Origin of the sequence: Pseudomonas sp. 14A (assembly GCF_018132745.1) — a bacterium.
Taxonomy (GTDB): Bacteria; Pseudomonadota; Gammaproteobacteria; order Pseudomonadales; family Pseudomonadaceae; genus Aquipseudomonas; species Aquipseudomonas mercuritolerans.
In genome coordinates this window covers 460,011-480,780 of the sequence record NZ_JAGRQJ010000010.1, presented here as the reverse complement: position 1 = coordinate 480,780, position 20,770 = coordinate 460,011, and the positions used below count along the sequence as shown (strand labels likewise).

Here is a 20,770-nt window from a genome sequence, read left to right as displayed (position 1 = left end):
GATAGTAAGTCAAGCGCCTCAAAACGAGGAGTGACTTACAGTTGATGCACGCCATTTGCGAGGTGAGCAATGGGCACAGTACACACAGCAATGCCGCCACAAACCCTCTACGTTACGATCCGTCGCGATGAATTGCGCCAGTTGAAAGACGAGCGCGACCAGTTGAAGCACGAATTGGCGCAATTGCGCGCATTGACCCAGGGCTCGCAGCCGCAACCGCGTCCGGTTGTCCAGCGCGCACCCCACGCCTGATCCCCGCCTGCATCGGGAACGGCCCCCGTCGTTCCCGACACGTTGCACCTCTGACCGCTTGATACTCAACAAACGCGGCGCTTAACAAATCTTTCACAAGCCCTTGGGGATACTCCGCCCCATTCTGGCCGTGCCTGCGCGTACGGCCTCTGTTCGTCGGTGTCATGGAAGCGTTTCCGGCGTGGGTCTGATGATTGAGCTGGAGCGCTGAATGGCATTGTTCAAACGCAGCAAAACGACTGCGACCGGGTTCGACTGGGCCGGATTCATCTGGCTGTTCGTCTTCTTCTGGTACTTCTCGGGTATTACCCAACTGCTGATCCAGCTGACTGGCACGTCCGGCTTCACCGGATTTCGTCAGGCATTCGTGATGAGCGCGCTGTGGCTGGCGCCGATGCTGCTGTTCCCCAAACAGACGCGCCTGCTTGCGGCGATCATCGGTGTGGTGCTGTGGGCCTGCTCGATGGCCAGCCTGGGTTACTTCTTTATCTATCAGCAGGAATTCTCGCAGAGCGTCATCTTCATCATGTTCGAGTCGAACGTGTCGGAAGCCGGCGAGTACATGACCCAGTATTTCGCCTGGTGGATGATCCCGGCGTTCCTCGCCCATACCGCGTTCGCCTACTTTCTGTGGACGCGCCTGCGCCCGGTGTACATGCCCCGTGGACGCGCAATGGTTGCCGCGACCGCGATCGTCATCGCCGTGGCCGGTTATCCGCTGATCAAACAAACCATGCGCATGGGCAATTTCGCCGAAGGCTTCGAGAAATTCGAAACCCGCATCGAGCCTGCCGTGCCGTGGCAGATGGCTGTGGCCTATCACCGCTATCTGGAAACGTTGGGGGACATGCAAGGCATGCTCGACAGTGCCAGCAAGATCGCGCCGCTGAAAAACCTCAAGGACGCCTCGGCCGGGCAACCGGCGACTTTGGTGCTGGTGATTGGCGAGTCGACCAACCGTCAGCGCATGAGCCTCTACGGTTATCCGCGCAACACCACGCCGGAACTGGACAAGCTCAAGGATCAACTGGCGGTTTTCGACAACGTCATCACCCCGCGCCCTTACACCATCGAAGCGCTGCAGCAAGTGCTGACCTTCGCCGATGAGCAGAACCCGGATCTGTACCTGTCGACGCCATCGCTGGTCAGCGTGATGAAACAGGCCGGTTACAAGACCTTCTGGATCACCAACCAGCAGACCATGACCAAGCGCAACACCATGCTCACGACCTTCTCCGAACAGGCTGACGAGCAGGTGTACCTGAACAACAACCGCAACCAGAACTCGGCGCAATACGATGGCGACGTCATCGAGCCGTTCAACAAGGCTCTGACTGATCCGGCTGAACGCAAACTTATCGTCGTGCACCTGCTCGGCACGCACATGAGCTACCAGTACCGTTATCCGCCAACGTTCGACAAGTTCAAGGATCGCCAAGGCGTACCGGCCGGTGTGCGTGACGATCAGGTACCGACCTACAACAGCTATGACAATGCCGTGCTGTACAACGACTTCGTGGTGTCGAGCCTGATCAAGGACTACGCCAAAACCGACCCGAACGGTTTCCTGCTGTACCTCTCCGACCACGGCGAAGACGTCTTCGACTCCGCCGGCCACAGCACCCTGGGCCGCAACGAAAACAAACCGACCGCGCCGATGTACACCATCCCGTTCATGGCCTGGGCTTCACCGAAGTGGAAGGAAAATCACGACTGGAACTTCGCCGGCGACCTCAGCCGTCCATACAGCAGCTCGCAGCTCATTCACACCTGGGCGGACCTGGCCGGGTTGAGCTCCGATGAACTGGATCGCAGCAAAAGCCTGGTCAGCGACAACTTCGTACCGCGCAAGCTGCTGATTGGCGATCCGTATCAGGCACCGCGGCGGGCGTTGATTGACTTCAGTTTGATGAAACCCAAGCATCCCGATCCTGCGGAAGTAGCGCAGAAGTAAAACGACAAAGGGCCGAGAAGGCCCTTTTTTGTGCCTATCGACCGCGTTGTTTCTGTAATACGCCGCAATATTTGCGCTGAACCAGCGTTAACCCATTGTTAATGGCCGCGACGCAGACTTCTTTCGCGGTCTGCTTCACGGACGAACCGACTCCCACTTGTTCAGTAGGAGGCACCATGAAAACCACCACTCTCATCCTCACCACCCTGCTCACCCTTGGCTCCGCCAGCGCCTTCGCCGAAGGCGGCGCCGAACGCATGCGTTATTACTACGACAATTTCCCGGTCCAGCACGCCCAAGGCGAGCAGAAGGCCGACGCCGGCGCGAAAGAAATCCGCGTCCCTGCTGACCAAACGGCGCAGGTCACCGAGTCTTATCGCGACTGAGTTTTACCGAGCAACCGATGGACCTTCCGTGGCTCCGCTCTGGCCCGGGAGATGACAGTTGAGGCGCCCTGATTGGGGCGCCTTTTTTTATGGCCGGGCTAATTAGGACCGGCTTTTCATTAGCGGTGAATTCCCCCCTCACCCCAGCCCTCTCCCCGAGGAGAGGGAGCCGATTTGTGGGCTTCTCAGAACCTGAGTTCGGCTCGATATTTCAGGTCGGCGTATCTGGATCAGTCACTGCGGTCAGTCCCCTCTCCCTCCGGGAGAGGGTTAGGGTGAGGGGCTTTTCAGGCTTGTAAATCCTTTATCCAGAACAGCATCCGCCCGTGATCCGGATTGAACATCCCCGGTGCAAAACCGAATTTGCGATATGAACCCTGCGCCACAGCATTGCCTTCCAGCACTTCCAGGGTGATCTTGCAGCAGCCACGCTGACGGGCGATTTCTTCAACTTTCTGCAGCATTTTCTGACTAAGCCCAAGGCCACGAAATTTGCCGACCACGGCGACGTCGTGAACGTTGACCAGCGGTTTGCAGGCGAAAGTCGAGAAGCCTTCGAAACAGTTGACCAGCCCGGCCGGTTCGCCGCCGACGAAAGCCAGCACGCTGAAAGCATGCGGGCGGCGGGCGAGTTCTTCGGGCAGGCGTTGCAGCAGTTCGGGCGCGATCGGATGACCGCCGCCCATGGGGTCCTCGGCATAATGGTTGAGCACGATGCCGATGGCTTCGGCGTGCACCGGGTTGCTGTAACTGGCCTGAAGTACGAGTATTTCTGCGGAATCCATTTCCATCCCCAAATACATAAGCCCCGGCGCGCAAGGTGCTTGCTGGAAGGCTGAGGGGGACATTAGCTTGGGTTTGAATGGGTGGGCAACTGGAAAACAGAAGAGCAAGATCAAAAGATCGCAGCGTCGTTGCACTCGTCAGCTCCTACAGCCCAAAACGTGTAGGAGTTGACGAGTGCAACGAGGCTGCGATCTTTCGCGTCAGTGGCCCCATACAAGTTCTTCCGTCCAGCCCAATTCCGCGAAGTCTTCGGCACGCAATGCGCTTTCGCCGACACAGAAGAATTCATCCAGTTGCGGTGGCTTTACCGCCGTGCCGCTGAGCATGGCGTGCACCTGGCCACGATGATGGAGCTGGTGCTCGAACAGGTGCGAGAGCATGCGCAGTCGACTTTCATGTTGCGGTGTGTCGCGGGCGATGGTGACGATTCTCGCCAGATCGGCGTCGCGCAGTTGCTCGCAATAAGCGATCAGCCGGCGATCGACGCGTGCCTGTTCTGCACGCAGCGTTGCGGCATCGGTAAACGGCTCGTCCTGATTGAAGAACAGGTAACAATCCGGGTGCGGCTCGTCACCGCGCAATTCGCGCTCCAGCGCGTCGACGTAGAACCAGTCGCAGGTGAGGATGTGATTAAGCGTGAGGCGGATGCTCGGGAAAAAGCTCACTCTCGGTGCGGCCAATTCGGCGGCGTCGAGCTGGCTCCAGGCCTTGGCCAGACGATGATTGGCCCAGGCATTCTGGTAGGCCATGGTCAGCAAATGATGGGACAGCGGTTGAGTCATGTCGGCGCCCTCTTCTTTCAAGCTTCGGCGAAACGCTGCAACTGCATCTCCTGCAAACGGCTGAGGGTGCGGCGGAACGGGAATTCCAGATAGCCCTCGGTGTACAAGGCCTCCATCGGTACAGCCGCCTCGACGTACAGCGGCACCTTGCGGTCGTAGCATTCGTCGACCAGCGCGATAAAGCGGCGAACGCCGTCGTCATGCACCGACAACTGCGGCAACTCGCGATCACCGGCCACTACGCGCTCGGCGCCGTCTTCGGTGCCGCGTGCGATGCGCCCTTCGCGTTTCTGTGCGCTGAGGTTCGGCACTTCGCTCAACAGAATAGCCCGGTAGCGATCACACAGGGCGATGAAGTCCATGGCGGCGAAAGGTTGTTCGCACAGATCGCTGTAGCGGCACCACAGCACGGATTCACTGGCCTGCACCACGTTGAGCATTCGATGGCCCACGGCGACTGGCTCTTCGCTGACAGTCTCATCTGCAGCCAGCGACTTGAACACGGCCTCCAGTGCGCTCGGTAAATCATCCGCGCGAACAAAATAACGCTGCTCGATCGTCCCCGGATGCAAGCGATGATCCTCGGCGCCATTCACCGCGACCACGGTCATGTGCGCCTTGATCGCCGCAATCGCCGGCGTGAAACGGTCGCGGTTGAAGCCGTCGGCGTACAGATTATCGGGCGGCAGATTGGAGGTGCAGACGATCACCACACCTTCCTCGAACATCACCTGAAACAGCCGGCCGAGAATGATCGCGTCGCCGATGTCATTGACGAACAGCTCATCGAAACACAGCACCCGCACTTCGCCGGCCAGCTCTTTGGCCAAGGCGCGCAAGGGATCGGCGATGCCACTGAGTTGGAACGAACGCTGATGCACCCAGCCCATGAAGTGATGAAAGTGTTGACGCCGCGCTGGCACCCGCAGGCTCTGATAGAACTGATCCATCAGCCAGGTCTTGCCGCGCCCGACCGGCCCCCACAGGTACACGCCGCCGACCGAGCGGGCGCCGGCGTGCAAGGCTTCATGGCATTTTTGCAAGGCCCAGACCGCGTGCTCCTGGGCTTCATCCTGGATGAAACCCTTGTGGTCGACTGCGTATTGCCATGCACTGAGGGGGGAGTCGAAAGTCATGCGCGGGAGTATGCCACGGGCGATTGGCCATTGCTGATTAACGGGCATGGACGATCATTGTGGGAGCGAGCCTGCTCGCGAAGGCGGCTCGTCAGTCACCAAGATGCAGACTGAGCCACCGCTTTCGCGAGCAGGCTCGCTCCCACATAGGCAGTAAAACCTGACCTTTCAGGCAGTTATTGCTCGTTGCCCTCGCCGCCCTCTTCCGGCATTCTGCGCACCCATTTTCTGACCCGGCCCCGCCTTGCGGCGCGCACCTCACCATGACCGCCTCTGACAAAACCCCGCGCAACAACGACCTGATCTACGGCCTCAACGACCGTCCGCACCTGACCGCCACGGTGTTCGCCGCGCTGCAACACGTGCTGGCGAGTTTCGTCGGCATCATCACCCCGACCCTGATCATGGGCGGCGCCCTCGGTCTGCACAGCGAAATTCCTTACCTGATCAGCATGGCGCTGTTCGTCTCCGGCCTCGGCACGTTTGTCCAGGCCAAGCGATTCGGCCCGGTGGGTTCCGGCCTGCTGTGTCTGCAAGGCACCAGTTTTTCCTTTATCAGCGTGATTCTCAGCGCCGGGTTCATGGTCAAGGCGCGTGGCGGCGGCACTGATGAAATACTCTCGACGATCTTCGGCGTGTGCTTCTTCGCGGCGTTCATCGAAGTGGTGCTCAGCCAGTTCATCGGCAAACTGCGCATGCTGATCACCCCGGTGGTGACCGGCACCATCATTACGCTGATGGGCCTGTCGCTGATCAAAGTGGCGATGACCGACATTGCTGGCGGCTTCGGTGCGCCTGATCTCGGCGCCGCCAGCCATGTATTTCTGGCGGCACTGGTGATCGGCACTATCGTCGTGCTGAATCGCGTCGACGTGCCGTTCCTGCGCCTGGGCGCGATCGTCATTGGCCTGACTCTTGGTTATGTGGTGGCCTGGCTGATGGGCACAGTGGATTTCGCGTCGATGCCCGAGGTGCCGCTGGTCAGCGTGCCGGTGCCGTTCAAGTACGGTTTCAACTTCGATTGGGTGGCGTTCGTGCCGGTGGCGGTGATTTTCCTGGTTTCGCCGCTGGAAGCGGCCGGTGACCTGACCGCCAACTCGATGATCTCGCGGCAACCGGTGAAAGGCCCGCTGTACATCCGCCGAATCAAATCCGGCCTGCTCGCCGATGGTCTCAACTCGGCCATGGCGGCGGTGTTCAACAGCATGCCGATGGTGACCTTCGCGCAGAACAACGGCGTGATCCAGCTGACCGGCGTGGCCAGCCGCTACGTGGCGTTTTTCATTGCCGGCCTGCTGGTGTTGCTCGGTTTGTTCCCGATGATCGGCGCGGTGCTGCAACTGATGCCGAAACCGGTGCTGGGCGGCGCCGAGCTGGTGATGTTCGGCACCGTCGCCGTGGCCGGAATCAAGATCCTCGCCGAAGCCGGCCTGCATCGGCGCAACATGCTGATCGTGGCGATTTCCCTGGGCATGGGCCTGGGCATCGCGGCGGTGCCGGAAGTGTTGCGCGAACTGCCGCAGGCGCTGCGCAACATCTTCGAATCGCCGATCACCGTTGGCGCGTTGTGCGCTATCGTGCTGAACATCTTCCTGCCCGAGGAATTCATCGAGCTGGAAGAAGACGATTTCGACCCGGAAGCTTCGATTCTGCAGGTCATGGAAAACCCCGACGTCACCGGCAAAGGTGAACCCGGCCAAGCGGCGGCTGTCGCACAGTTGAATCGCTGACGTCGCGCCTTGGCAAAAAGGGCTGCACCGGCGACGGTTCAGCCCTTTTTTGTCGAGAGATTTTTATGCGCCGCGTCCATGCCGTCATCCTGTCGCTTCTGCTGTTGTCGCTCAGCGCCTGCGCGCTGTTTCCCAACCGCGACCCGGTGAATATCAACGTGGTCGGCCTCGAACCGTTGCCGAGTCAGGAACTGGAAGTGCGCTTCGCGATCAAGCTGCGCGTGCAGAATCCCAACGAAACGGCGATCGATTACAACGGCATCGCCCTGGATCTGGAGGTCAATGGTCATTCGCTGGCGTCGGGCGTGAGCGATCAGAGCGGCTCGATCCCGCGTTTCTCTGAAGCCATTGTCACGGTACCGGTCAGCGTCTCGGCGTTCTCGTTCCTGCGCCAGACCTTGGGCCTGAGCCAGACGCAAAGCCTCGACAACCTGCCCTACGTGCTGCGCGGCAAACTGGCGGGCGGGTTGTTTGGCACGATGCGCTTCACCGACAGCGGCAAGTTGAGCCTGCCCAAGGCGAGCGCGGCGACCTGGTAGTCAGCGGTCGCAATCGGCAGAACAACACACAACCCCTGTGGGAGCGAGCCTGCTCGCGAAAGCGGTAGTTCAGGCAATTCCAATATTGCAGGTGCCTACGTCTTCGCGAGCAGGCTCGCTCCCACAGGTTCTCTACATGTTTCAATGTCAGGTATTGAACCGCACTCCCGGCTTCGCGCGCTCATCAACGGTCAACTCGAACACATCCGGCCGCGCATAGTGGCCGACCACATCGTAGTCGTACCGCGCGCGGATCAGTTCATCAGTGTCGATTTGCGCCGTGAGCAACCCCGCTTCCCCGCGCAACGGCCCCGCCAGCACATCGCCCATCGGCCCGACGATCACGCTGCCACCGGCAATCAACGGTCGATCACTCGGCCAATTGGCAATCTCCACCCCCAACGCATTCGGCGAGGCCTGTACCTGACAGGCGCTGACCACAAAGCAGCGGCCTTCATGGGCGATGTGGCGCATGCTGACCTGCCACATTTCGCGCTCGTCAACGGTCGGCGCGCACCAGACCTCAACGCCCTTGGCATACATCGCCGTGCGCAGCAGCGGCATCATGTTTTCCCAGCAGACCACCGCGCCAAGCTTGCCAACCTGGGTGTCGAACACCGGCAGCGTCGAGCCGTCACCCTTGCCCCAGATCAGGCGCTCGGTGCCGGTGGGCATGAGCTTACGGTGCTTGCCGATCAACCCGGCCTGCGGGTCGAAATACAGCACCGTGCAATACAAGGTGCTGCCGGCGCGTTCGATCACGCCGATCACCAGATTGGCCCCGGTGCGCGCGGACAGTCCCGCCAGCGCTTCGGTTTCCGCTCCCGGCACATCGATGGCATTGGCGAAATACCGGGCGAAAGCTTCTCGACCCTCGGGCAGTCGATAGCCCAATTGGGTGCCGAAACCCTCGCCTTTCGGATAACCACCGAGCAAGGCTTCCGGCATCACCACCAACGCAGCGCCGGATTCGCGGATTGCGTCTTCCCAGCCAAGAATCTGCTCAAGGGTTTCGCCCTTGCCACCGGGCAAGGCACCGATTTGCAACGCCGCAACTATTGATTTGGCCATCGTGTTTACTCCATCAGGTTCAGGTGTTGCTGATTCTCCAGCGTCACGCGATCATGAATAAAGCCCTGCCCACTGCTGAATGATATGAGTCAAATGAATATCGCCGACATCGACCTGAACCTGCTGAAAGTCTTCGAAGCACTGCACGAGGAATCCAGTGCCAGCCGCGCAGCCCTGCGCCTCGGCGTAACGCAGTCGGCGGTCAGCGCGGCGTTGCGTCGTTTGCGCGAGGTGTATGGCGATCAGTTGTTCGTGCGCACCGGGCGCGGTCTGGCACCGACGCTGCAAGCCAATCAGCTGAAACCGGTGATCAGCGATGCCCTGAACAAATGCCGGCAAAGTCTGGCCATGCTTGATCCTGCGGCCAATCAGTACGAGGGTCGCTCGGTAGCGATTGGTCTGTCAGATGATTTTGAAATTGCCTACGGTCGCCGCTTGATCGAGGAAATCGCCCGCCGTGCGCCGAAGCTGCGGCTGATATTCCGCCAGACCCACAGCCAGATCGTCGCCCGCGCGTTGATGGAGCGCAGCATCGACCTGGCGATCACCGCCGGCGGATTTGCCGAGCGCTTGCTCAGCCGTCAGGTGTTGGGAGAAGGCGGGTATGCGTGTCTGGTCGACCTGGCCAGTCTTGCGCCAGGCCAACAGCAGATCGAATTGCGAGAGTTCGTTGAACGCGAGCACATTCTGGTGTCGTCGGGAGGCTTTATCGGCATTACCGATGAGGGATTGGCGGCACTGGGATTGAGCCGCCGGGTCTGCGCGTCGACTACGCATTTTGCCGCGCTGCCCTTTTTGCTCAAGGGCAGTCAGGCAGTGGCGACCATTCCGGCCCACGCCGCTGAAAGTATCGCGGCGCTAAGCGGGCTGGCGCTGCTGCCCTGCCCTCTGGCTTTACCGCGCTATCCGGTGGAACTGGGCTGGCGCACCAGCACACAGATCGATCCGGTGCTGGTCAAGGTTCGCGAGGCGATTGCCGCCACGTTCAGCCAGGTGTGAAACAGATTATTTGTTCGCCGCCATCAGGCGATTGACTTCACTGCGCACCATGTTGGCGAACTCCGGCGGCGACATGCCGTCCAGTTCGGCGCGGACCCACTCGGCCCATTTGCCCTTGCGCTTGGAGCGTTCGCCAAACAGACGCGCGGCTTCGCCTTTGGCTTTGCCCAGATTGTTCTGCCAGAGTTCGAACAGACGGGATTTCTCGTCTTCCAGCGCTGCGCGCTCTGCGAGGGATTTGTCGGCCAGATTGAAACTCATGGGGATTTATCCTGCTGCGTAAAATGGCGACATCTTACACGCTCGGTACAAATCTCCGGTGCAGGTTTTTCCCTTGTCCGCGAATGACATGCAACTTTTCGTCTGCCGCTACACTCCATTGGTCACTGTCCATTCACCTGCAAGGAGTCACCCAATGGCCCGTAAAACCGCGGTGCAAGCCGCCGAAGAGCAAATCAAGGATCAGGCCTTCAGCGAGCTTCAGTCGCTGATCGAGGAATCGGACAAACTGCTCAAGAGCAGCGCTTCACTGGTAGGCGAAGAAGCGGAAACCCTGCGCGCACAAATCGCCCTCAAACTGCAGCAGGCACTGGATTCAGTGTCGAGCGTGCGCGAGCGCACCAAACCCGCCGTTGAAGCCACGGAGAACTATATCGGTGGCCACCCATGGCAAACCGTAGCGATCTCCGCCGGTTTCGGCCTGGTGGTGGGCCTGCTGCTCGGCCGTCGCTGAGTCAGGCGCATAAAAAAAGGCGAACCTCAGGGTTCGCCTTTTTTATGCCCACCGCTTTGCTTTTCCATTACTGAATTCACCTCGGTATCCCAAGTCCGCGTATCTCGCCCAAACCACGCGGTCAGTCCCCTCTCCCCCTGGGAGAGGGCCAGGGTGAGGGGCTTTTGACCTTGTCACTGCAATCGTCAGAACAACAAAAGACTCACTCCCCCGCCAACTCCCGCAACTGCCCCAACGTCTGTTCATCCAGCGCAATCCCTTGCGCCATCGACCGACTGCGCTGCAAATGCCGTCGATCCCCCGGCAAGCGCTTGAGACCGACCCCGTGCATCTGCCGCACCAGTTCCTCACTGCGCTGGGCGAAACTCTGCCCCGCCGCTTTGCTCGGGTCGATCACGATCAATAGCTGGCCAGTCCATGGAGTCTTCGCGCCAGGATGGTTGGACCAGTCGAACTCGAAAGAGAAATTGCCGCCGGTCAACGCCGCCGCGAGCAACTCGACCATCATCGACAACGCTGAGCCTTTGTGCCCGCCAAACGGCAACAAGGCGCCACCTTCAAGAATCGCCTTGGGATCCTGTGTCGGTTGGCCGAGGCTGTCGACGCCCATGCCGGCCGGGAGTTTTTCACCTTTGCGCGCGGCAATTTGCACATCGCCATGGGCAATGGCGCTGGTGGCGAGGTCGAAAACGATCGGCGCGGCGTTGGCCCTTGGCGCGGCGAAGGCAATCGGATTGGTGCCGAACAACGGCCGATCCGCGCCATGGGGCACCACGCAGGTCATGCTGTTGACCACGCTCAGGGCTACCAGACCTTCATCGGCAAACGGCTCGACATCCGGCCACAACGCGGCGAAATGATGCGAGTTGCGAATCGCCAACACCGCGATCCCGGCATTGCGCGCCTTTTCCACCAACAGTGATCGTGCAGCGGCCAGCGCCGGTTGAGCGAAACCGTTGCCAGCGTCGACACGGACAAAACCGGGCGCGACGTCTTCGACCTGAGGCACGGCGTGACCATTGACCCAGCCGCTTTTCAACGTCGAGACATAGCCGGGAATGCGAAAGACGCCGTGGCTATGGGCGCCATCGCGTTCGGCGTTGGCGCAGTTGGCGGCCAGCACCCGGGCGACTTCCGTGGAGGTGCCGTGGCGCAGAAAAATCGTTTCAAGCAGTTGCGTCAGTGCTTCGAGGGGCACTGTGGACGAGCCATGATCGTGTGGCGCAGACATCTGAAGCTCCAGAATGATTATTGGAGGGAACAACAGCGTACGGTCGGTTTGCCCACCGATTAACCCCGTCGAAGCTGTCGGCTGTCAACCCTTCGATTGATCGCGGCCGTCCTGCCGCACATTTCGCATCGGCACATGCGGTAACTATCTACCGCAAGTGCTGCGGGCCGCGCCTCTACTGTTGAGTCCCGGCCCAAGGGCGCCCCGATCAGAGCTTTGATGATGTCCAGTTCGACCGCACCACTCCTGTTCCCCGACATTCTGAATTTCCCCGGTTTGCATCGTGCGCTGGCGACAGCTCACGGTTTCAACAGCAAAGATTTCGCCTGGCTCGCGCACGTACAGCTGGCGAGCCACGAACTGCGCAACGCGCAAACCCCGCCAATGCGCGCCGAGCGAATTCTGCTCAACGCCGACAAACAACCGGCCGTTGCTCTGGCCGGCAGTTTCATCCTCGGTGCCGGGCCGGATGACAACGGTGTTTTTCTCTATACCCCCTACGATGGGCTGAAGAAATACAGCGATGACAAAGCGCTGACGCTGGCCCTGCAAACGCGGCTCGACAACGCCACTGAAGAGGATGACCTGTTGGCGTTTCTCCGCGTTTCGCAGCGCAAGGAGCTGGTGGAAAAACGCGGTATCACCATCACCCGCGAGACCATCGAGGGAGATGTATTCGACGATCAACAAACCGCGATTACACGCTCTCAGGAGCGTTGCGCCGGTGACTTGCTGGACGAACTGAAACGCCTGCCGTCGCTCACCACCCTGCTGGAGAAAATCCTCGACGAACAGCTCCAGCCTCACTTTGGCGATTTGCAGCAGTCGCTCACCCAGGTCGGTTTTTACGCCGCTGCGCCGCCTGCCTCTTCCGGCGCAGGCAAGCAGTGGGTCGACTCGCGCTCACTGCCTGAGGCGCTGTTGCTGCATTTTCGCCGTCAGGGCTGGGCACACGGTCAGACTGTCGAATTTTCACATCCGGCCCGTCTATCCAGCGCTGGCGATCAATCAGCGTGGGCAGCTGCAATCATCCTGGCCTCTGGCAAACTCACCATGCTGTTGTTTCGGCAGCTCGAGGGCTACTGGAATGCCGCTTCATTCGAGGGTTCGCCGCGACGCACCTTCTTCGCCCAGACGCTGAAGGATCAGGCGCGCGCGGACCTGATGATCAAGCGCGAAACGGAGATTCTTTCAGCCAGTGAGTTCGACGCCCTGCACAGCCTGATCCGCGAGCCAAACGTGGCCGTGCGGCGGCCTGCGTACGAAACCGTGTGCCTGCGCGAGGGCACTGCTCAAGTCGAGTTGGCCGGCTCGCTGATGATCAACCACGACAAGGCTTATCTCTACACTCCGAGCGAGGGCGTGCAAGTGCTCACAAACTACGCCGACCTCAAACAAACGCTGACCGCCAAGCTCGGTGCTGCGGGGCACGAAGACGAGCTGTACGGGCTGATGAACCTCGAAGAGCGCAATCGCTACCTGGGTTTTGCCAATGCTCAGGTGTCAGGCGAAAACATCGGCGGCGATATCATGACGACCCTGTTTGAGGCAATCCTCACCAAGCAGCGGCAAAACATCGAATTTGTCCTGCAGCGGTTTCGCCAGAGCGAACGCACCAGCGATATTCACGCGCTGTTCGACAAGGCGCTGGATATCCGTTCAATGCTCCATCAGCGCCTGCTCAAGCTTGACGTCAATCAGCGCTGGAGCACCCGACCGTTGTTTGCCAGCGCTCCGCCATCGTCAGTGGTGCAGGCGGACAAGGCTGCGCAATTGCTGACAAAACTGCAACGAACGCTGGACAACCTCAGCGCTGAGTTCAAGAACCAGCCGACTGCCAGCAGTCGTGAGCAGCGCGGCTTTGTCGAGAGCCTTGGCTGGAAACTGGCCCAGGCTTTCGAAGCGGCCATACGCGGCGAAGCCCAGCTGAGAAACCTCGGTGGTACGTGGCTGGAAGCCGAACGACAGATCGTCGATACCGTGTTCGACACAGGCAACGCGACGCGCGCCGAGCGCAAATCGCTCAATGGTTTTCGTCCGGATGCCTGGTCAATGACGGTGAGATGCGATGGCCAGAATGACGCGTTGCCGCTTGCTCATTGCGTGCTGTTGACCGAGCGCGGTGGCATGGACGTCGCGCATTCCGGACGCGCCCTTATGTGGACGCCAGCCGATGGCCTGGAATCGTTCGACGATATCGAAACCGCGCGCAAACAACTGCAAGGTCGGTTGAATAACAACAACCGGAGCCAGGCCCTGCTGGAAAATCTGCCATCCAAGCAACGGCGCATGGGCCAGCAGTACACGCTCGGCACGTTCCAATTGATAGAAGAAAGTGTGTCGAGCAATCGCATGCAATCGGCTATCGAGCACTACATGGACGAGTGTGATCTGTTCCGCACGTGCATCAAGGACGAAGCCACGCTGGCGAAGTTCCTCGGCCACATGAAAGCCACCGTCATCGATACCAATCTGCGCCGAGCCATTGATTTCGCTCGCGCCGTTGCCGGCCATCTGGACTACCCGGACTGGTTGCGCATGGCCCCGGCGAAAGAGCAACACACGCAACTCGCACTGCTGGATGAATTGCGCCACGCATTTTTTGAAGGCAAGGATTTTCTCGAGGGCGTTCCGGCACTCGCCACTCATGTCGAGCAGACACTGAAGACACTGCTCGACGCCAGATTCCCCAACAACCGCCTCAAACCGCAGGACATCCAGATCACCCCGAACCTGACGCTGGCCGGTACAGCCTGCGACCTTGTGGAGTTTGCCCTGCATCACTACAACATCGTGCAGGGTACCGGTTTCAAAGTGACCGCGAAGACAGCTACGGCGCTACCGAAAAACTTTGGTCAATCCGCGGTGCAGCAGCTGCTGCAGTCTCTGGAAGTATCCACGACCTATGCAGGGAAAGTGACCGCCGCACTGTCCGGCGACAGTGAGTCGGCACGCATCAGCAAACAGCGGTTTCTCCGTCAGGTGCCTTGGCAACTGATGCAACACGCACACGCGTTGAAGCTGCAACAGCAACTCTCCGAGAACGGTTACGACTACATTTGCCAAGTGCTCGACATGCCTGACGGGATGGCTCGGGCCATGGTCGAGGGCGCCCAGGCAATTGTCTGCCCGCTGTCATTGATCAAGACCGGTGGCGCTGATCCCGTCGACACACTCGGGCTGTATGTCTTCGGGCCAGGATCGGGGCACACCGGCCCACGGGTGCTCTATGCACCCTACTCCAGATTCGTGTTTCGCGAGTTTGAAAACCAAGCGCAATTGATTGATGCGCTGAACACTCCGGGGCATTTCCAGGATCTGATCATTCGGCGTCTGCCGGAGGGGCAGCAGGCCGTATTCAGAAACCTGCTGAAAACGACGATTGGCAAATCCAGCGAGATCACTGTTGGAAGTCAAGCTATCAGCGGCAACGTGCTTGAACGGCTGCACAAGGACACCCTCGGACTTCTGCCGAAAATGCTCGGCAGTCAGCCGCAGATCAATGCCCAGGCGGATTGGGAAGCGGCAAAGTTTCTCTTCAGTCACGGTGTTCGTCTGGTTCCGCACGTGCTGCCAGGCAAACTCGCCTCGTTGCTGTTCCTTTGGAAAAGCTTTGAGGACTTCAAGCAATCCGCTGAAGACCTTCAGGACCACCATTGGGCCAATGGTGTGAAGAGTTTCATCGCAGGGGCCATCTCTCTGTTCAGTCTGGGACGCTTGTCCTGGGAAGACGAAGCAGAAACGGCGACCACTGAATTTGCCGCCCACGCGCAGCCCTCATCCGGTGTCGCCACAACGGTCAAAGCAGCCCCGCGCTGGGCGAAAATGCCGCCGACTGCGGCCGCTCGCGTCAATTTGCAGCCGTATGAAACCAGCACCGCACTGGAAACCCTCAAGCTTGACGCGCAAAAGCTGGTCTACAGTGCCCCTTCGACAACTGACAAGTATGCGGCTATTGCCGGCAAGGTCTATGCGGTGGCCCAGGCCGAGAAAACCTGGCATTTGCGCAAAAAAGACGGCAGCCAGGGGCCAGCACTCGAGGTAAAAAACTCGCGACTGGTAGTCGCCAGCGCGGACCACCCGGCCCATTGCTCCAGGTCCACGCACCGTGACCCCGTGCAGCAGGATGTCGAGAAAAACCGACGCATAGAATTGCTTATCCAGGCGAGAGGAATGGCTCAGATCAATCGTCGTTACCCCGCGAGGGCCTACGTGATACAACAAGCGGTGGTTCGGGCGAGAGAGTACGCATTGAAGTGCCTGCATAACTTCGTCATAAGTCGCGACAATCTGGGCGGCACAAGGGTGGAAACGCTGCTGAAAAGCTTTTTTGAGGTGACTCAGGTTACGCCTGAACTGCTGAGGAAATTCGAGGACGTAGCCATCCCTATTTGCCGCGAATTGATGGATCCCAGAGATGATTTGCTCTCTACCGAACGTTTCTACGCGGGACTCAATGGCTACGTTGACAGCAATATCCTCGCCTTTGTTTTCAAAAACGACAAAAAGCGAATCATCCATCTTACTGAAGTTTTTTTTAATCCCGGGATGGATGGTTACACCGCCCATTTACCTTTCAGATTCGGCGTCGATTCTCACGCCCGCGCGGTGACGCTCATCCACGAACTTTCGCATCTGGTCTGCGCCAGCGAAGATCTTGTCTGGGTACAGGCAATCGGGCCATTTCCCAGCCTTATCGACACCACAACCGACATGGGTCAACTTGCCTTGGAAAGTCTTGAGCGTCAGCGAAATTCATTGTCGCGTTCTGCCCCGCACCTTTTCGCAGAGAAAACCAGCGACACGGTGTGGACTGACCTGGACCAGATTCCGTCGCGCGCCGATGAATACAAAAAAATACTCAGCCTTACCAAAACCACCAATCTCGCAGACGCGCGCAAAGCGTTTCGCAATCCTCTCTCGGGCGAGGCACGCATCGACGTCCATCTGGCCAACGCCGACTCGATCGCGTTGCTCATCAGCGAAATGGGCAAGGATCTGGATCCCCTTCCGACACCCATCCCGCTCCCTGCACCGGTCCCAAGCCAACCGGCATCCTCGCAACCTGAGCCGTAAACAAAAAAGGTGCGCCGGCTCAACGCCGGCGCACCTTTTCCAACAACCTGTATGGGAGGCTTAATCCTTCTGGTCACGCAGCACATTGCCGGAAGCGCCATCGATACGGAACTCATAGACGCTGCCATCGGCCTTGCGCCCTTCGCCTTCCCAGTAACCGTCATTGTCAGCGCCGATCTCATAGACCTCGACATAGCCGGCCTTGGTCTTGGCGACCTCGATGGCTTTCTCGATGGTTATCCAGCCCGCGCCCGGTTTGTCGGCCAGGGCGGCACCGGCGCTGAGCAAACCGGCGGTGGCAATCAGGGCTGCGAATGTCTTTTTGATCATTTTTTCACTCCATTTATGGATAGTAGGCAGTTGCTTCCTGTTTTTTTGGGCGCCACAGGGAAAAATAAGTTCCACGTTGATGGGTAAATGCCATGACGGATGTTCTCGGCAGCCTGCCGGCGAGGTTAGAATGAGCGAAATCAGGACGAGTCAATGACCCAAGACACTCTCTCGGAAGCCGAATACGATGCGATCACCGATGCCGCCGCGCATTGGTGCATGCGTCTGCACGCCGCTGACTGCACGGACGAGGAGCGTCGCGCATTTGAAGCCTGGCACGAAGCCCATCCGTTGCATGCCTTTGAATACGAAGCGATGCAGGAAATCTGGGAAGTGGCCGGGGATCTGCCTCGAACCGAGCCGGGTGAGCTGGCCGCACAACGCAAGCCTTCGCGACCGTGGCGCAAGTTCGCGGTCATTGCCGCAGCATGCGCCCTCGCCCTGCCGCTGGCGGCTTACAGCGGCTGGAGTCTGGGCTGGCTGCCCAACAGTTATCAGCATTACGCCGCCACCGACAGTGTGCGTCGGGTCACGCTGGGTGACGGCAGCCAGCTGGAACTCAACCTCAACACCGACCTGACCTTCAGCAATTACAAACATGAACGTCGCGTTACCCTGAACAAGGGTGAAGCGTTTTTCAACGTCAGTCACGACACCGGGCATCCATTCGTAGTGCGTGCCGGCGACGGCAAGATCCGCGTGACCGGCACCCGGTTCAACGTATGGATGTATGAGGATCAGGTGCGGGTCAATCTGGTCGAAGGTTCGGTGCTGGTCAGCAGCAATCGCGATCTGCCGGGCGACGGCCTGCGCCTGAGCCCCTCGATGCAGGCACGCTACCGACATGGCGATTACGCCCCGCAGATCAGCCAGACCTACCCAGGCGACACTTCACTGGCGTGGCGCAGCGGCAGACTGGTGCTCGACAACCTTGCGCTTCACGACGCCCTGCCGCTGATCAATCGTTACCTCGACAAGCCGTTGATGCTCGCCGACACCAGCACCGGCGCGATCCGCGTGGGCGGCGTCTACAACATCAAAGAGATGAACAACCTCGCCAACACCCTGCCGAAAGTGCTGCCGGTCTACCTGACCCGCAACAAGGAAGGCAATCCGGTGATCAACTCGATGCCGCAGCGTCCGCCGAAAAGCTGAAGGCCGCGTCCCTTGCGGGAGGCGGCCTTCGTTTGTTTCAGGCGACGACTGTTTACTGCGCTGCCACCTTCCCTGCCTGATCCAGCTTGATCGTCTGCACCTGATATTGCGGATCCGCCTTGATCTGCTGCTCAGTGAATGGCAGGACACTCCACTGTTTCTTCGAAAACGCCTCGGTCTGGTCACGCGAATATTGCGACGCCGGATCACTGGATAACGAAAATGCCAACAGCCCTTGGGCGTAAGGGCCTTTTTCGTCGAAGCTCACCACTTGCAGGTAGCTGGTGCCGCTGACCACCTCGAGCTTGCCGTCCTCGCGGGGAATGCTCTGCATCGCGTTGTAAATGCCCAGCGTACCCGGCCCACCGTGAATCGGCGTTTGTTGCCCGCCGCTGCTGACCACCTGGATGTCACCCCAGCGCATGTCCGGCTCCAGGCCCATTTTGCCGGCCAGCGCGACTGAAGCCAGCATCGCTTCACGCAGCGCCTTGGCCACGGCCGGTTGTTCGACCGCAAGGCCGCGCGGAGTGTGTTGCGCATCAGCCGGGTTGAACGCGACGCGCCAGATGTCCGGCGACTCGAGCAGCGCCTGCATGATGTTCTGGAAATGCACCAGACCGAGTCCGGAATCCAGGTTGGCGCGACCATCCCAGGCTTTGAGGCTGGCACAGGCAGGTTTCAGTGTCGCCGCATCGCTGCCCAGATCGGAGGCGCAGAACTTCAACAGGTCCGGCATGATCTGCGCCGCCAGGTACACCTGATCGTCCATCACCATGTGCTGCAGATCCCCGACCGCCAACGGGCCTTTTTTGCTCAGCTCAGCCAAACGATCAAGCGCGAATCGCGAGCGCAGGCCCAGCGGCTGTCCTTCCTGGCTGATCAGCGGCGAATAGCCGGTGAGCGGTTGCGCCGGGTTGGCCAGCCACGCCGAGTCGTTGGAATGCTGAACGAAATCCTTGCGCAACAGTTGCGGCAACTCGCTGGAGGCGAAAATGCCCTTCTGCGCCGCTTGCGGATCGATATCCCAGGCACAGCCGCTGTTGGAGCCGTCCAGCACAATCATGCGCAGACCAAGACGCGGGTCGCTGCACTTGGCCAGTTTTTCCGCGCTGACGTTCGGCACCACCGACAGGTTCATGTACAGCGTCTGGCCCTTGTCATCCGCTGCCAGGGTGTTGACCCATGGGATGCCCTGAATCTTCTGCACCGCGTCTTGCAAGTCGTTGAGATTGCGGGCCTGGTTCATCGCATACCACTGTTTGAGTACGCGATCGTTGTCTAGGTTGGCATCGCGCAAGCTGTAGGCGTACTGCTTGTCCCAGTCGAGTTTGCCCGGCCATCGCACGATCGGACCGAACTGCGAGCTATAAATGTCGCGCGCCACCGGTACGATCTGGCCGTCAGCCTGCTTGACCTGCACGGTGACCGTCTGTTTGTTCAGCGGCAGCGACTTGCCGTCAAGCAGATACCGGGTCGGATCCTGCGGATCGAGTTGCAGGCGATACAGCGTGAAGTGTTTCGACGAATCGACGGTATGGGTCCAGGCCAGGTGCTGGTTGAAACCGATGTTGATCATCGGCAGGCCCGGCAACGCAGCGCCCATCACATCGAGCTTGCCGGGGATGGTCAGGTGCATCTGATAGAAACGCATGCCGCCGACCCATGGGAAATGCGGGTTGGCCAGCAACATGCCACGGCCATTGAATGAACGCTCGCTGCCGACCGCCACGGCATTACTGCCGCGATCCAGGGCGAAACGTTGCTGACGTGCGTCGGCCAGTTGAAACGCCTGGGCGTTGCGCTCGACTTGCGCGGTGGCTCGCGGCGGCGTGGCGCCGGCCAGAGCCTCAGCGAACTGTCCCACCCCACCTTCTACCAACAGGCGCCGCGTCAGTTTGACCAGATCGCGGGCACTGATATCACGCACCCACTCACCCTGACATTGCTGCGGCAGCCCCTTCTGACGACGTTCGCCCAGATAGCGGTTGTACCCGGCGGCATAACCTTCGACCAGGTCGCGGACCTGCACCGGTTGCGCCTGCCAGAAGGTCTCGACCGCTTCAGGGGTATTGAGCCAGGTGAAGAAGACATCACTGACGCGGTTTTCCCGCTGTTCGACAGTGAACTGCTCCGGGCCGAAGTAGCGTGAGCGCTCGCCGTTGACCGTCACAATTTCGTTGGCCAGCAAACACAGGTTGTCCTGGGCGTAGGCGTAACCGATGCCGAAACCCAGCCCGCGTTCGTTTTCGGCGCGAATGTGCGGCACGCCGAAGCTGGTGCGGCGAATGTCCGCGCTCGTTTGTGCAGCCGGACTCAGTGCATGGGCCGACAGGCTCAGTCCGAATAGGGTGCCGGCGAGGGCCAGCCCGGTGAGTTGCCTGGAAATGATCACGCTCGCTCCTGCTCGAAAGGTCAATTGCCCACGCGTCCACGCGCAATGAGCCTGTCGAAGAAACGAAACTGATGAAAAAAATTTAGCGAGCATTCCATCCAGGCAAAGCCGTCATCACACGGCCGAGACGAATTAGCGACGAAATTTCTACATCTTTTCTTTCATGATTTGTCGTGCTGAAACGTCTTGTTTAGAGAGCGCAACAAAACCTTTCCCGA

General features: G+C 59.7%; 18 protein-coding genes. 9 read left to right on the top strand and 9 right to left on the bottom strand.

Annotation, left to right across the window (positions count from 1 at the left end):
• The first annotated feature begins 69 nt into the window (after positions 1 to 69).
• The 3 genes from PS14A_RS12195 to PS14A_RS12185 all read left to right on the top strand — a co-directional run bounded on the left by PS14A_RS12195 (position 70) and on the right by PS14A_RS12185 (position 2,592).
• A complete protein-coding gene (locus PS14A_RS12195) occupies positions 70 to 252 on the top strand; it encodes a DUF6026 family protein (protein ID WP_016774671.1) in 183 nt (60 codons plus the stop codon).
• A 211-nt stretch (positions 253 to 463) separates the two neighbouring features.
• Complete coding sequence (locus PS14A_RS12190) at positions 464 to 2,206, top strand: phosphoethanolamine transferase CptA (RefSeq protein ID WP_212616279.1); 1,743 nt, start codon at positions 464 to 466, stop codon at positions 2,204 to 2,206.
• A 176-nt stretch (positions 2,207 to 2,382) separates the two neighbouring features.
• Entirely contained in the window at positions 2,383 to 2,592 is a 210-nt protein-coding gene (locus tag PS14A_RS12185; protein ID WP_212616278.1) for a hypothetical protein, read from the top strand.
• A gap of 287 nt (positions 2,593 to 2,879) precedes the next feature.
• On the opposite strand, the gene PS14A_RS12180 is transcribed toward PS14A_RS12185, so the two are convergent.
• The 3 genes from PS14A_RS12180 to zapE all read right to left on the bottom strand — a co-directional run bounded on the left by PS14A_RS12180 (position 2,880) and on the right by zapE (position 5,296).
• On the bottom strand, positions 2,880 to 3,377 hold the full coding sequence (locus PS14A_RS12180; RefSeq protein ID WP_024012903.1) for a GNAT family N-acetyltransferase: 498 nt from the start codon (positions 3,375 to 3,377) through the stop codon (positions 2,880 to 2,882).
• A 201-nt stretch (positions 3,378 to 3,578) separates the two neighbouring features.
• Entirely contained in the window at positions 3,579 to 4,160 is a 582-nt protein-coding gene (locus PS14A_RS12175) for a DinB family protein (RefSeq protein ID WP_212616277.1), read from the bottom strand.
• Between the two features lie 17 nt (positions 4,161 to 4,177).
• Positions 4,178 to 5,296, bottom strand: a complete 1,119-nt coding sequence (zapE, locus tag PS14A_RS12170) for a cell division protein ZapE (RefSeq protein WP_212616305.1) — start codon at positions 5,294 to 5,296, stop codon at positions 4,178 to 4,180.
• Between the two features lie 263 nt (positions 5,297 to 5,559).
• Here zapE and PS14A_RS12165 point away from each other — a divergent pair, with 263 nt between their 5' ends.
• Positions 5,560 to 7,026, top strand: a complete 1,467-nt coding sequence (locus PS14A_RS12165; RefSeq protein ID WP_110603344.1) for a nucleobase:cation symporter-2 family protein — start codon at positions 5,560 to 5,562, stop codon at positions 7,024 to 7,026.
• A 65-nt stretch (positions 7,027 to 7,091) separates the two neighbouring features.
• Positions 7,092 to 7,565: an LEA type 2 family protein gene (locus tag PS14A_RS12160; protein WP_073474543.1), complete on the top strand. Its 474-nt coding sequence runs from the start codon at positions 7,092 to 7,094 to the stop codon at positions 7,563 to 7,565.
• 147 nt (positions 7,566 to 7,712) lie between these two features.
• Here the strand turns inward: PS14A_RS12160 and PS14A_RS12155 are convergent, their stop codons facing one another.
• Positions 7,713 to 8,636, bottom strand: a complete 924-nt coding sequence (locus tag PS14A_RS12155) for a carbon-nitrogen hydrolase family protein (RefSeq protein ID WP_212616276.1) — start codon at positions 8,634 to 8,636, stop codon at positions 7,713 to 7,715.
• Between the two features lie 84 nt (positions 8,637 to 8,720).
• On the opposite strand from PS14A_RS12155, the gene PS14A_RS12150 reads away from it, so the two are divergent.
• Positions 8,721 to 9,635 (top strand): LysR family transcriptional regulator, encoded by a 915-nt coding sequence (locus PS14A_RS12150; protein WP_212616275.1) that lies wholly within the window; start codon positions 8,721 to 8,723, stop codon positions 9,633 to 9,635.
• Positions 9,636 to 9,641: 6 nt separating this feature from the next.
• Here the strand turns inward: PS14A_RS12150 and PS14A_RS12145 are convergent, their stop codons facing one another.
• On the bottom strand, positions 9,642 to 9,896 hold the full coding sequence (locus PS14A_RS12145; RefSeq protein ID WP_003224595.1) for a hypothetical protein: 255 nt from the start codon (positions 9,894 to 9,896) through the stop codon (positions 9,642 to 9,644).
• 154 nt (positions 9,897 to 10,050) lie between these two features.
• Between PS14A_RS12145 and PS14A_RS12140 the strand changes: the two genes are divergently transcribed.
• Complete coding sequence (locus PS14A_RS12140; protein ID WP_130912447.1) at positions 10,051 to 10,368, top strand: DUF883 family protein; 318 nt, start codon at positions 10,051 to 10,053, stop codon at positions 10,366 to 10,368.
• A gap of 202 nt (positions 10,369 to 10,570) precedes the next feature.
• On the opposite strand, the gene PS14A_RS12135 is transcribed toward PS14A_RS12140, so the two are convergent.
• Both PS14A_RS12135 and PS14A_RS26615 read right to left on the bottom strand, forming a co-directional pair.
• On the bottom strand, positions 10,571 to 11,599 hold the full coding sequence (locus tag PS14A_RS12135; RefSeq protein WP_137213542.1) for an Ldh family oxidoreductase: 1,029 nt from the start codon (positions 11,597 to 11,599) through the stop codon (positions 10,571 to 10,573).
• Positions 11,600 to 11,743: 144 nt separating this feature from the next.
• Positions 11,744 to 12,406: a hypothetical protein gene (locus PS14A_RS26615; RefSeq protein WP_249121257.1), complete on the bottom strand. Its 663-nt coding sequence runs from the start codon at positions 12,404 to 12,406 to the stop codon at positions 11,744 to 11,746.
• Between the two features lie 357 nt (positions 12,407 to 12,763).
• Between PS14A_RS26615 and PS14A_RS12130 the strand changes: the two genes are divergently transcribed.
• Complete coding sequence (locus PS14A_RS12130; protein ID WP_249121256.1) at positions 12,764 to 16,675, top strand: DUF6543 domain-containing protein; 3,912 nt, start codon at positions 12,764 to 12,766, stop codon at positions 16,673 to 16,675.
• Between the two features lie 60 nt (positions 16,676 to 16,735).
• Here PS14A_RS12130 and PS14A_RS12125 read toward each other — a convergent pair whose 3' ends face one another.
• Complete coding sequence (locus tag PS14A_RS12125; RefSeq protein WP_071172382.1) at positions 16,736 to 17,005, bottom strand: PepSY domain-containing protein; 270 nt, start codon at positions 17,003 to 17,005, stop codon at positions 16,736 to 16,738.
• Positions 17,006 to 17,158: 153 nt separating this feature from the next.
• On the opposite strand from PS14A_RS12125, the gene PS14A_RS12120 reads away from it, so the two are divergent.
• The gene (locus PS14A_RS12120) at positions 17,159 to 18,160 is read left to right on the top strand and encodes a FecR family protein (protein ID WP_130912917.1); all 1,002 of its coding nucleotides are present in this window, start codon (positions 17,159 to 17,161) and stop codon (positions 18,158 to 18,160) included.
• Positions 18,161 to 18,212: 52 nt separating this feature from the next.
• Here PS14A_RS12120 and PS14A_RS12115 read toward each other — a convergent pair whose 3' ends face one another.
• Entirely contained in the window at positions 18,213 to 20,552 is a 2,340-nt protein-coding gene (locus tag PS14A_RS12115) for an acylase (RefSeq protein WP_212616273.1), read from the bottom strand.
• Positions 20,553 to 20,770 lie beyond the last annotated feature (218 nt).